Genomic DNA, 12,285 nt, shown 5'->3' with positions numbered 1-12,285 from the left:
GGGCCTTTTTCATTTCCGGTCAGGTGAACCCTGTCGAGAGGCGGCCCCGATCATAGCCAGCCTCAACCTGCCGCTGTCTCTATCCGCCAATCTTTAGACGATCCCTACAACAGTCTCAGGCGCGTCCTACACATCATCTTGCAGAGCCTGTAAAAGGCTCACCCCCCAGACCTGTTTTCCAGCGGTTTCATCGTCCCGACTTTGCCAAGGTTTCCCCACATCCCTGTGGAGAATCTGCGCATGCCCTCGATCACCGCACCACTCGCGGCAAACCGCCCGGTAGCCTCATTAGCCGTCTGCCTGCTGCTGGCCGGCTGCAACACGACACCTCAAGAACCGGCAAAGCCCGTTGCCTACCCTTCAGCCTCAATACACAACCAAGGACTGCGGCCTTACTTCATCCGCTCTGACCGATACACCCTGGCGAGCACTGCGCCAAGATCCGACCAACAGGATCTGCTGCGCCAGATCGTGGATATCCGCATACCCGATCACCTGGCGCCCACGGTCCAGGACGCGCTGACCTATACCTTGCGCCGCTCCGGTTATCAGTTGTGCCCGGCGGCGGACGCAACGGCCAGGTTGTTTGCCTTGCCTCTGCCTGCCGCACATTACCGACTGGGGCCGATCCCGTTACGCGAAGCGCTGAAACTGCTTGCCGGCAAGGCCTGGCAACTGGACGTGGATGAGCTGGATCGGCAAGTGTGCTTCAGCGTGCGGCCAGAGCATCAAGCGGCTGCGGCAGGTGCCCAGCAATGAAATTCAAACCGGGAATTTCCACTCTCCACGTTGCCATTCTGTTCATCCTCAGTTGCTCGATGGTCGTGCTGGCTGTGAAGCTCAGGACGCTGAGCACTGGTTCGGAATCGGCCCCGACGCTTGCCAGTTTCGAAACGTTGGCGGACCAGCAAGGTGAACTGCGCACTGAGCTGGAAAAACTGATCAGCTCCAATCTGATCACTCTGTCCCGCTACCAGGCCGATCAAACAGAGCTGCGCCAGAAAATCGAAACCCTGGCCAACCAATCCGCCACCGAACAAGCCCGTCTGCAACTGGAGCAAGAACTGGTTGCTTTGGCGGCTGAGGCAGAACAGATCAAGGGCCAGATCGCCCAGTTGCAGAAAGTCCTTGAAGCGCGCCAGGCCCAGCCGCCCCACCCCGTCGTGCGCAAACCAGTCGCCAGACAGGCGCAGCCCGTCAAACCGCCGTTTGCCGTGATTGGCTTCGAACTGCGCGGTTCCGAAGCCTTCCTTGCTGTGGCAGCCCATCACAACAGCTCACTCAATGAGGTTGTGCTGCTGCGCCAGGGTGATGCCCGCGAAGGCTGGCAACTGACAGCGCTTGAAGCGGGCAAGGCGCATTTCATCCAACCCGACGGCATTCGCCAGTCCATAGACATTCGTTGAGGCCCCCATGCGAATCCTCTTTTTCTGCCAACTGACCCTGATTGCCCTGCTCCCCCACACGGTACATGCCGCACCGGAGACGGCCCTCACGGCAACGGACACGACCGAGGCCCAAACCAGCCAAGTCAAACAGTCCAGCCTTGAAAGCGCCGCTCGTTGGGGGCTGGATGAAACCGAATGGGCACGCTTCAAGGATCTGATGCAAGGCCCGCTGGGCCTGCAGTCGCCGCATCTGGACCCACTTTCGGCGCTGGGCATCGAGGCCAGAGACGACGCGGAACGTACCCGCTATGCCGAGCTGCAGGTGCAAATGGAAACCGCCAGAGTCACCAAGCTGCTGGCCTACCAGAACGCCTATGACCAAGCCTACAAACGGCTGTACCCGGACATTCTGCCGGTCAATCTGATTGGCACCGCCGCACAGGTTTCTCCGGTCACTGCCAACAACCGGGCAGCCGTGTTCGTGACCCTGGACTGCAAGGCCTGCGATGAACTGATCAAACGCATGCAAGGCACCCATCAACCTTTCGACATCTACCTGATCGACAGCCACGGAAACGATGATCGGATCCGTACCTGGGCACGCAAGTCAGCCATCGACCCGGTGAAAGTCCGTAGCCGGCAAATCACCTTGAACCATGATCAAGGCCGCTGGGTAAGGCTGGACGGTCAGGGCGACTTCCCTGCCGTGCTGCGCCAGCACAACGGCAAATGGGTGCGTCAATGACGGCGCAAGCTCTGGCATTGCTCCTGGCCTTGCTGACTACGCCAGGCCGGGCGCAAGAAATCCCGCCCCCGGCCTATCACGTTGCGGCATATGCCGCCTCCGTCCCTTCGGATGTGCTCTACGCCCTGGCCGTGCAGGAGAGCGGCACCGCCCTGCGCGGCAGGCTGATCCCGTGGCCCTGGACATTGAACGTGGCCACTGTCGCCTACCGCTACCCCACCCGCGCAGCGGCCTGCAGTGCCCTGCAGCAGGCCATCGCCGAGGTGGGAGCCAAACGGGTCGATGCCGGGCTGGGACAACTCAACATCGGCTGGCAGCAGCAGCGGCTCGCACACCCCTGCGATGCGCTGGATCCCTACCTGAACCTGTCCATCGCCGCGCAAATTCTCGCTGAGCACAAACCCAAATCCGCCAACTGGATCGAGGCCGCCGGCCGCTATCACCGACCTGCCGGTGGCCGGCCTGCCCAGCGTTACCGGGAAAGCTTTGCCCGCCATCTGAAACGCATCAGGGGCACCCGCTATGCCCAGGGAGATCTGTAAGTGAGAGCCCTCATGACTGTACTGACACTGAGCATCACCCTCAGCGCACACGCCGAACTGATCGTGGTCGAGGACCTGGGCGGCGTCTCTGCCCAGCCTTACTACCATGCATTGAACCTGCTGCCCGGCAAAGCCCAATCACCCTTGGCCAGCTTGCCGCCAATCCCGATAAAGCCTTACGGTGAAGCAGACATGCTGCCGGTGAGGTCGCCCAGGCTCACACCCGGCCCGGTGACCAGCCGCACTCTGCAAGCCCCAGGCCTGCAGCCACTATTCCTGATTGGCGACGACCCGCTGTCGCGAACCTGGCTTGTCCAGCGCACCGATGTACTCCGGCAATTGAATGCTGTCGGGCTGGTGGTCAATGTCGAACAACAGGCGGCCTTGCAAGCACTGCGTCAGTTAGCCGATGGTTTGCACCTGGCACCCGTCTCCGGCGACCAACTGGCCGAGATGATCGGGCTGGAGCATTACCCGGTACTGATCACTGCCACAGGGCTGGAGCAGTAAATGGCTCAGGATCACGTCATCGAAGCCCTGCTTCGTCCGCCCGTGGAGTTGTACACCGTGTGCGTCTGCGCAATCGGCGCCTGGCTGGCGGTCTTCGCGCCGTGGGCACTGGCCCTGTCGCCGCTGTTCGGCCTGGCTGCCGCACTGTTCTTTCTGGGCTTTGGTTGGGTACGGCTGCGCCAGGCCATGCGTGTCATCCGGTATCGGCGCAACATCCGCCGCCTGCCGCGCTATGTGATGACCAGCAAGAACGTGCCCGTCAGCAACCAGAGGCTGTTCATTGGCCAAGGGTTTCGCTGGGAGCAACGCCACACCCAGCGCCTGATGCAGACCTATCGCCCGGAGTTTCGCTGCTATGTCGAACCTACCCCGTGGTTCCAGGCTGCCAGGCGTCTGGAGCAGCGCCTGGAACATGCACCGGCCACGCTCAAGCTGCTCAGCAAAGCAACGGCCTGGGACAGCTCGCTAAATCCGGTACGCCCGCTACCACCCGTGGGTGGCGCACCACGCATCCATGGCGTGGAACCCGACGAAGTGGAAGTCTCACTGCCACTGGGTGAACGGGTTGGCCACAGCCTGATCCTCGGCACCACACGGGTCGGCAAGACCCGCTTGGCCGAGCTGTTCATTACTCAGGACATACGACGGGTGAAGTGCATCAATGGCGTGAATGAGTTCGAACCGGTGATCGTCTTCGACCCCAAAGGTGACGCCGACCTGCTCAAGCGCATGTACGTCGAAGCCAAGCGTGCCGGCCGCGAGGGTGAGTTCTACATCTTCCACCTGGGCTGGCCCGACATCTCGTCGCGCTACAACGCCGTCGGCCGCTTCGGACGCATCTCGGAAGTCGCCAGCCGGATCTCCGGCCAGCTCTCGGGTGAAGGTAACAGCGCAGCGTTTCGCGAGTTCGCCTGGCGCTTCGTCAACATCATTGCCCGGGCGCTGGTCGAGCTGGGCATCCGCCCGGACTACATGAAGATTCAGACCCACGTCATCAACATTGATGCGCTGTTTATCGAGTACAGCGGTCACTACTTCGCCCGGCACGACAGCAAGGCCTGGGAGGTCATCGTGCAGATCGAGGGCGGGCTCAATGACAAGAACATTCCGTTCAACATGAAGGGCCGCCAGAAGCGCGTCATCGCCATCGACCAGTACCTGTCACAAACCCGGGTCGCCGATCCGGTCATGGACGGGCTGCGCTCGGCGGTACGCTACGACAAAACCTACTTCGACAAGATCGTCGCCTCCCTGCTGCCGCTGCTGGAAAAGCTCACCACCGGCCGCATGGCCGAGCTGATCTCGCCCAACTACAGCGACCTCAACGACCCTCGGCCGATCTTTGACTGGATGCAGATCATCCGCAAACGCGCGATCGTCTACGTGGGGCTGGATGCCTTGTCAGATGCCGAAGTCGCAGCGGCTGTCGGCAACTCGATGTTCTCCGACCTGGTCTCGGTGGCCGGCCACATTTACAAGTTCGGCATCGACGATGGGCTGCCCGGTGCCAACAGCGAACAGAAGATTCCGATCAACCTGCATGCCGACGAATTCAACGAACTGATGGGCGATGAATTCATTCCGATGATCAACAAAGGCGGCGGTGCCGGCATTCAGGTCAGCGCCTACACCCAGACCATCAGCGACATCGAAGCGCGAATCGGCAACCGTGCCAAGGCCGGGCAAGTGGTCGGTAACTTCAACAACCTGTTCATGCTGCGGGTGCGCGAGACCGCCACCGCCGAGTTGCTGACCAAGCAACTACCCAAGGTCGACGTCTACGCCACCACCTTGGTAAGCGGCGCCACTGACAGCTCCGATCCCTCCGGCACTACCGACTTCACCAGCAACACCCAAGACCGGGTCAGCTCCACCAGCGTGCCACTGATCGAACCCGCACACATCGTCAGCCTGCCCAAGGGCCAGGCCTTCGCGCTGATCGAGGGTGGCAACCTCTGGAAAGTTCGCATGCCACTGCCGGCACCCGATCCCGATGAAGTCATGCCCGAAAACCTGCAGGCCCTCGCGCAACAGATGCGCAAGAGCTACATCGACGGCGGCGGCCAATGGTGGACCAGCACCGCCAGCCGCACCCTGCCCGACCAACTGCCTGCCGACCTGCTGGACGAAACGCCACCGGAGACTGACTGACCGCCATGAGCAATAACGCCACGCAAAACGCCCGTACCCAGCAACAACAGGTACGCGAGAAAGGCCCGATCCTGCGCATCCTGTCCGCCCCGTTCGCCTTCATAGGGCTGCTGTTGAGCTCACTGGTCGTCAGCATCCTGATCGAGTGGGTTGGCCTGTACTTCTACTGGCGCGAACAAGGCTGGCACCACGCACGCGACATGCTCAACCACGAACTGCGCTGGATCGCCAAAGGCTACGTACAGAGCCTGCTGATGGATAACCCTGGCCGAGCAGCCAAAGCGCTGATTGACAGCGCATATGGCTGGGCCTTCGAGAAGAGCGGTTTGATCGAATGGATCAACTACTCAGCCGCGCAATCCAGAATCAACGGCAGCCAGGCAGAAGGCATCCACCGCTATCTCGGCATCCTGTATGTGCACGTCGAGGACTTTGGTCTCGCGGCGGTGTACACAGTGCTGACCTTCCTGGCCCGCCTGCTGATCCTCATCTTGAGCCTGCCGCTGTTCCTGATGGCCGCGTTTACCGGCGTCGTAGACGGCCTGGTACGGCGCGACCTGCGCCGCTTCGGTGCCGGGCGGGAGTCAGGGTTTATCTACCATCGCGCGAAGATGATGATCGTGCCGCTGGCAGTGGTGCCTTGGGTTTTGTATCTGGCGTTACCGGTGAGCATCAGCCCGGTGCTGGTATTGATGCCCTGTGCTGCGGCGTTGGGGGTGATGGTTAGCGTTACGGTTGGGAGTTTTAAGAAGTATCTTTAGGGAAGGTCTAATCAACGTCGAGAGAAGCGTGTCTACGTAATGGAAAGCACCAGGAAATGCACTCTGTTGCATGAACGCAGAATTACGACCCAAGTATTTTCTCAGAGCTTTCCTGCCCCCGACCGACATTTACAGGTCTAAAACAGTTAATGAAGGTCTAAAGTAGGCGTCGATATCTGACGCCCTCTTGGCTTGAGGCTGAAAAAATGCTCATTCGATTCGATAATCGAAAATTTCTCGCCGTTAATTCATCGTTTTACCTTCAAAGGAAGCCTTTTCGAGGCGTTTTCCCGCATTAAAGACGCGCCTCTCTCATCGTCAGTAACCGCTTTCGAGCCCCCCAGAAGTTCGAAAGGGTAAAGAGTGTGGCTTGTTGTGCATGTTCTTCGGCAGGCCACGGCATCGCGCTTTCGCGCAACCTAACTGGCGTTCGATTACGCGAAACGAGTCTTCAACCTTGGCGCGTACCTGGGCGTTCGCGTATCCGATCTTGCATCGTACCCGACCGATCACACTCTTCTTTCCGAGCTTCTTGTAACTGCTCGGCCGAGCGGCAATAGACCAGATCATCTGGCGATCCTGATGCTTGGGACGCCTCTCCATGCCGGTGTAACCCGCATCCTCACACACGTAAGTTTCATCGCCATACAGCAACTGATCAACCTGAGTCACGTCCGCAATATTCGCGGCGGTTCCCACAAGTTTGTGCACCAGCCCGGATTCAGCGTCAACGCCGATGTGCGCTTTCATGCCGAAGAAGTACATGTTGCCTTTCTTCGTCTGGTGCATTTCGGGATCACGCTTGCCGTTCTTGTTCTTGGTCGAGCTCGGTGCGTGAATGATGGTCGCATCTACCACCGTACCTTGACGCAACAGCAGTCCACGGTACGACCTGATCCATCTCGATCAGGAAGCGATCCTTGCGGGTTTGCCTGCGCTTGCCGGCGTATTCGGCATCGGCGAAGGTCATCTGCTTCATCAGGCGGCTCGACGGTGGTGGTCAGTCATTTCGCCAAATCTGGAAGTGTTTTTCAGAGGATCCTTAAAGCACTAAAACCATATATTAAAAAATTAGAAAAGCACAGATCAACCACTACGCCCCCCAAACTCCTAGACAAACACTTGATTCTCGGCTCATAAAATAATTAAACTGCGCCACAGCGGTATCGCAGACATTGACTAGGAATACATCATGCAGTCTGAGAACGAAGTTCACTATAGCGCAATTAAAAAAGCATTATCCAACGGAAATGCAGCAGTGATGATAGGCTCCGGCTTCAGCAGAAACGCAGAGAACGGAGATCAATTAGCTACTTGGCCAGACGTGGCAAAGGCACTCTGGAGTGAGCTACATCCCCAGAGTGCCAGTTTGACAGACTTTTCATCGAGCACTGTTACACAGCTGGGGGAGCAGTACGCTCGTGTATTTTCGAAGCCTGCCCTTGAAGACTTACTAAAAAGACTCATCCCTGACGAACGTGTTCGACCAGGTCCCTTACACAATAAATTGCTAGAGCTCAACTGGACCGAAATATTCACAACCAACTATGACACGCTACTCGAAAGAGCTGCCGAAAGCGTAGTCCAGCATGCTCACTATAGCGTCATGTGCCAAGAAGACATCCCACAATCAAAAATATTAAGCCGACGACGAATCGTCAAATTACATGGTTCATTCCCCTCTCAGAGACCATTCATCTTCACTGAAGATGATTATCGAAAGTACCCTGAACACTCAGCGGCCTTTATAAACCTCGTCAGACAATCTTTACTTGAGAATGTTTTCTGTTTGATTGGCTTCTCCGGAGATGATCCGAATTTTTTAAATTGGATAGGATGGGTCAGAGACATGCTAGATAGGCATGCCCTACCAATTTATCTATTCCTCACTACACCGCCAGCCCTAGGGCAGCGCAAAATATTAGAATCAAGACAAATAACCCCTGTTCTACTTCCCCTACCAGAAAACATAGACAGTCGAGATTATAGCGCTAGATACTCAGCCTTACTACAGATTCTATCCAAACCAGAAGTTGACAAGGAATCAGAATGGGCTAATGGGTTCAGCGTTAACTCAGGAGAACAAGATGAAGAAACACTGGAAGGCAAGATAGAGAGTATTGTTAGAAAATTTGAAGTCATCTCTCAAAAGCATAGACAATCTCCAGACTGGATGATTACTCCGGCCTCGGTCAGAAACAAAATAAGCTCAGGCTCAAAAAGAACCATAGAAAAACTATACGACAAAGAGCTGCTCGACAGTCTAGAGAAATCCACCCCTCTACTAGGAACCACACTATTATCGGAATATTCTTGGCTTGAAGAAATACGACTGCAAAGCCTTAACGATGACATAGCCAAAATCGGAATAAATCTTTTAGAACGAACAAAGCACATCTCAGACAATCGGTGGGATCAAGAGAAAACACAAGTTGAGCGACTTGGCGTTTACTCCAAACTTGAGTTTAAAGAAAGATGGCGCACGCTTGGTCTTGCACTACTTCGATGGGCTAGACAAGGACTCCACAAAGCCGACTTCAGATCCGTGGAGCAAGCGCTGAAAAGCACACTACCGAAAGATGTGAGAATCCGAGACGAAATCTCATATGAAACAATCCTTTTCTCCATATACGAAGGAGATAGAGACATCGCAGAAAACCTCACCAGATCTTGGGATATTATATCTTCAGAACATTATATGTGGATTAGAAAAGGTGCTCTTCTTGCCGAAATGGGACAAGCAGAGTCAGGCCTGTCACTTTCGCTCAAAGGACTTGAGCAGTTGAGAGCCAACCAGAAAATACAACCCAGCACAATGCGCTATATATCTCAAGAAGCATGGGGTTGTTTAATTATTGAGCGACTTCAAAAGAAAATTACATGGAGCAATAGCTGGGTCAATAAGAAAAATATAAAAGACAACGCTTCCAACGACCTCGAACAAGCCGAAAGTGCTTCCCGAAGGCTGTCTGACCTTGCAATTAAAGGTTACGATGTGAAACGTGAAATACACCAACTCACTGCCAACTTAAATGCTGAAACTCCAGAGTCATTCAAAGATAAGACGCAAACAGCAAAGTTTGAAGTAGGCACCTACGCAACAACCAACCATCTTGGCTACTCTCGCGATTTTGATGACAAAATAGCGTCAGCTTTCGCTTGGTTGAACGCAGCAGACAAAGCTGGTCTCTCACCTAGAATATCCAACATGACATTTGACTTAAGCTCATATGCACAAGCGGCGTGGTGGATCCAATATAACGACTCCATTAAAAGAGTGCTTTCTGTAATCGGCAGAACCTTGAGCACCGAGTTAACCTCCGAGCGAAATCCAAACAAGCTAAAGCACGAAACAGGATGGCTCTCACGATTTCAAGTTGCTCAAATCGACACAGAGCTTGCACAAGAAATGTGCGAGCGTTCAATGAGCTTTATTGAGCGCCTCATGACAAACCCAACAAGTCATAACGAACCAGAGAGATCTATAAGCTATAATCTTGAGTTACTCTCCCGCTTAGCAATACGAATCAACGATCAGTGCACAGTCAACACTCTCATTAATCGACTAATATCACTCTACCACCTTCCATCAATACCAGGCGACTTTAAATCTTGGGAAATCCTCTCCACCGCGATTGTCCGCTGTTTTGAGTCGCTGGAACTGGAATCCAGAACCGAACTAATCCCCACACTATTACATATACCATTCAAACCAAACGAACAACTAAAGCGTAGAAGACACAGCGGAAGCGAGCTACACAAGTTCAACAACATTTCTGAATACAGCCCTGCACCTAAGAGATCTAAGGCTTTATCCATCAAAATAGACATCATAATAAGAGAGCTCACATCGCTCAACCTATCAAATGTAGAGCATCACGATCAAATTGAAGATCTTATGAAAGCTTTATTCTTTCTTAAATCATGGAAAATCTTAACACCAAGCCATGATAAAAAAATTTCAAAATACTTTAGCTCATTTGAATCTTGGCCTGTAATACCTAACCACCACCCGTGGAGCACATTAAAATGGTTAAACAGCGAATCAGACAAACAAAAATTTGTTCAATGGATCCTACAAAAGAAACTCGGTAGATTTCGTGTCTCACCGTCTACCAATGAAAACTCCACAATTCCGAAATCAAGCCTGCAAAGCAGCGCGGGAAATGGCCTGCTCGAGAACTGGCTTTACTCCCTAGAACTCTGTGACTGGGACAATGAAGATAATGAAACAGGCCTAAACTTGATCAGTACTTGGTTCGATGAAGAATGGGAGGTAATCTCAAGAGACATATCAACACACCCACATATATTGACGAACCTTAGATACAGACTTTCATTGATTGACTCAATATTAGCCAGCATCAAAATAAAGACAGAGGGCTCGGACAGTCTCAAGCGCCATGAAAGCTGGATAAATGTCCTAATTACAGAAGGAAAAAAAATAGGGGCCAACTTTTGGAAAACCCGTATAACCACGGCATTAAAATCCAAAACAGCTACTGAACCAACATCCCTACAGCGAGAAATTATTGAGCACTCTTTGTGCAACGACGACATAGACTCCAGAAGATCGTACTCAGCAATTACCTACTGGGCAAACAATAGCGACCCATCTAAAAACCCTCGCCCCCATTTTATAATCCTCTCACTAACTATTTCTTTAATCACCATCAGAACCATAAATCTTTCTTGGTCACTTATAACGTTAGCCCATATTACGAGAAAGCAACCAAATTGGATAACAGTAGAAGATCTTGAAATTATAAATTCAGGTCTTGAAAAACTAAAAGACGAGCTATCCTACAACAAAAAAACAATTGGATTTAGCATTTCGGACGAAGACATTCCCACCCTGAGATACAACTCATTCCATTTGGCAGCCGCAATCAAAAAGACCTTCCCAGATATCGAACTTGAAGGAGTGCGCTACTGGGAATCACAGAACACCAGCGACCCACTACCAGAAATCAGATATGCACATATACTTTAAAAAGTAACACTGCACATTTCTCACAAACTCTACTTAAAACTGACGGCGATTACTTTATACGACATCAAATGATGTCGCCCTTCAGCATGAGGGGCACGGTTATCTAACCCTGCCCCTGACACCGAAAAACGCCTCTCACCCAGAACCAGTTTTTCGGCTGACTGAGCTCTTTCCAAAACCCACCATGTCCTGCCTTTACCGTCAGGACATCTTCATGTACTACGAGACCCTCAAAAATCCGCAGTCCAGCAACCCGCACTGGCTCCCCATCACCCTGGCCATAGCCATACTCCTCTGCGGCGCAACCACCCAGGCCGACTCTCCCGCCTCAGAGCCCACCAACTTGCATCTGATCCTGCGTCAGCTCGACGCCATCGAGCGTCTGGCGCGCAGCAGCGAAGCTCTGCCCGTACCAGACGATGCCCGCTACACCTTCGACTATCCGCGCCTCATCGCTGAGCTCGATCTCATTCGCCAAGGCATCAAGGCCTACCAGACACCTATCCGCGCTCAGCCCCGTACGCCGCCTGAGCTGACGGGCCATTACACCCGCGTGCAGTCCCCTGCCCCATGAACATGACCCCGGCACAGACCAGCGCCTTTCAAGCCGGCGGCGGTTTTCTGCCGCAGGACAGCACGTTGCTGTTCGTGGGGGCAGCTCTGGTTCTGGCGTTGATCTTCGCCGCCTGGGCGCTGGGCAGTGGCTTTCGCGGCTGGAGCAAGGGTGGGCTGGATTTTGAGCAGCTCGCGCTGCTCGGGCTGAAGTTGATGCTGTTTTTCTCGGTGCTCAGCTACTTCCTGTTGCGCTGATTTTCGATTCGTTCTCGGGCTTTGGAGGCCTTTCATGACTGTACTCAAACTGTCTCATCACCTCACTCGCGCCTGGCTGTTCTGCCTGGCGCTGGTGTCGTCCCTGGCCCGGGCGGGCCTGCCGGATATGGATGCGCCCTCGCGTGGCGAAGGCGCCAACATGATCGAGACCTTTAAGAACTATATCTACGACTATGCCTCGCTGGTGGGGCTGGTGATTGCCGTCGCGGCGTTTTGTGGCGTGGCGTATCACGCGTACGGCACTTACTCGGAAGTACAGACCGGCAAGAAAACCTGGGGCCAGTTCGGCTTGACGGTCACCGTCGGCGGTGTGCTGCTGGTGATCATTATCTGGCTGCTGACCAAGGCCGGCGGAATTCTCTGA

The 12,285-nt window shown here is 54.2% G+C and carries 11 protein-coding genes and 1 pseudogene; 11 read left to right on the top strand and 1 reads right to left on the bottom strand.

The features are described 5' to 3' along the window. Nucleotides 1-240: 240 nt before the first annotated feature. From NRB16_RS02160 to NRB16_RS02130, 7 genes are read left to right on the top strand one after another with little or no spacing between them, the layout of a single operon-like run. Nucleotides 241-759 (top strand): PilL N-terminal domain-containing protein, encoded by a 519-nt coding sequence (locus tag NRB16_RS02160; protein WP_257105359.1) that lies wholly within the window; start codon nt 241-243, stop codon nt 757-759. Then, complete coding sequence (locus NRB16_RS02155) at nt 756-1,406, top strand: hypothetical protein (RefSeq protein WP_257105358.1); 651 nt, start codon at nt 756-758, stop codon at nt 1,404-1,406. Before NRB16_RS02160 ends, NRB16_RS02155 begins: the two co-directional genes overlap by 4 nt. A gap of 7 nt (nt 1,407-1,413) precedes the next feature. Then, on the top strand, nt 1,414-2,133 hold the full coding sequence (locus NRB16_RS02150) for a TIGR03759 family integrating conjugative element protein (RefSeq protein WP_257105357.1): 720 nt from the start codon (nt 1,414-1,416) through the stop codon (nt 2,131-2,133). Then, a complete protein-coding gene (locus NRB16_RS02145) occupies nt 2,118-2,675 on the top strand; it encodes a lytic transglycosylase domain-containing protein (protein ID WP_257105356.1) in 558 nt (185 codons plus the stop codon). The genes NRB16_RS02150 and NRB16_RS02145 overlap by 16 nt, the downstream gene beginning before the upstream one ends. A 12-nt stretch (nt 2,676-2,687) precedes the next feature. After that, entirely contained in the window at nt 2,688-3,185 is a 498-nt protein-coding gene (locus NRB16_RS02140) for an integrating conjugative element protein (protein WP_257105355.1), read from the top strand. Further along, entirely contained in the window at nt 3,186-5,336 is a 2,151-nt protein-coding gene (traD, locus tag NRB16_RS02135) for a type IV conjugative transfer system coupling protein TraD (protein WP_257105354.1), read from the top strand. A gap of 5 nt (nt 5,337-5,341) precedes the next feature. Then, nucleotides 5,342-6,097, top strand: coding sequence for a TIGR03747 family integrating conjugative element membrane protein (locus NRB16_RS02130; RefSeq protein ID WP_257105353.1), 756 nt, complete (start codon nt 5,342-5,344; stop codon nt 6,095-6,097). Between the two features lie 295 nt (nt 6,098-6,392). Here NRB16_RS02130 and NRB16_RS02125 read toward each other — a convergent pair. Beyond that, a pseudogene (locus tag NRB16_RS02125) lies at nt 6,393-7,076 on the bottom strand (IS5 family transposase). A 213-nt stretch (nt 7,077-7,289) separates the two neighbouring features. On the opposite strand from NRB16_RS02125, the gene NRB16_RS02120 reads away from it, so the two are divergent. From NRB16_RS02120 to NRB16_RS02105, 4 genes are all read left to right on the top strand, one after another. After that, complete coding sequence (locus NRB16_RS02120; protein WP_257105352.1) at nt 7,290-11,090, top strand: SIR2 family protein; 3,801 nt, start codon at nt 7,290-7,292, stop codon at nt 11,088-11,090. A gap of 184 nt (nt 11,091-11,274) precedes the next feature. Further along, entirely contained in the window at nt 11,275-11,664 is a 390-nt protein-coding gene (locus tag NRB16_RS02115) for an RAQPRD family integrative conjugative element protein (protein ID WP_257105351.1), read from the top strand. Continuing rightward, complete coding sequence (locus tag NRB16_RS02110; RefSeq protein ID WP_257105350.1) at nt 11,661-11,900, top strand: TIGR03758 family integrating conjugative element protein; 240 nt, start codon at nt 11,661-11,663, stop codon at nt 11,898-11,900. The genes NRB16_RS02115 and NRB16_RS02110 overlap by 4 nt, the downstream gene beginning before the upstream one ends. Before the next feature lie 34 nt (nt 11,901-11,934). Then, on the top strand, nt 11,935-12,285 hold the full coding sequence (locus NRB16_RS02105; RefSeq protein WP_257105349.1) for a TIGR03745 family integrating conjugative element membrane protein: 351 nt from the start codon (nt 11,935-11,937) through the stop codon (nt 12,283-12,285).

The sequence above is a fragment of the Pseudomonas sp. LJDD11 genome, assembly GCF_024584215.1.
GTDB lineage: Bacteria > Pseudomonadota > Gammaproteobacteria > Pseudomonadales > Pseudomonadaceae > Aquipseudomonas.
This window is presented reverse-complemented; position numbering and strand designations above follow the sequence as displayed.

Coding starts and splice junctions, on each gene's coding strand:
- NRB16_RS02120 (WP_257105352.1), top strand. CDS start 7,290: ATGCAGTCTGAGAACGAAGTTCACTATAGCGCAATTAAAAAAGCATTA.
- NRB16_RS02115 (WP_257105351.1), top strand. CDS start 11,275: ATGTCCTGCCTTTACCGTCAGGACATCTTCATGTACTACGAGACCCTC.
- NRB16_RS02130 (WP_257105353.1), top strand. CDS start 5,342: ATGAGCAATAACGCCACGCAAAACGCCCGTACCCAGCAACAACAGGTA.
- NRB16_RS02155 (WP_257105358.1), top strand. CDS start 756: ATGAAATTCAAACCGGGAATTTCCACTCTCCACGTTGCCATTCTGTTC.
- traD (WP_257105354.1), top strand. CDS start 3,186: ATGGCTCAGGATCACGTCATCGAAGCCCTGCTTCGTCCGCCCGTGGAG.
- NRB16_RS02105 (WP_257105349.1), top strand. CDS start 11,935: ATGACTGTACTCAAACTGTCTCATCACCTCACTCGCGCCTGGCTGTTC.
- NRB16_RS02160 (WP_257105359.1), top strand. CDS start 241: ATGCCCTCGATCACCGCACCACTCGCGGCAAACCGCCCGGTAGCCTCA.
- NRB16_RS02150 (WP_257105357.1), top strand. CDS start 1,414: ATGCGAATCCTCTTTTTCTGCCAACTGACCCTGATTGCCCTGCTCCCC.
- NRB16_RS02140 (WP_257105355.1), top strand. CDS start 2,688: ATGACTGTACTGACACTGAGCATCACCCTCAGCGCACACGCCGAACTG.
- NRB16_RS02145 (WP_257105356.1), top strand. CDS start 2,118: ATGGGTGCGTCAATGACGGCGCAAGCTCTGGCATTGCTCCTGGCCTTG.
- NRB16_RS02110 (WP_257105350.1), top strand. CDS start 11,661: ATGAACATGACCCCGGCACAGACCAGCGCCTTTCAAGCCGGCGGCGGT.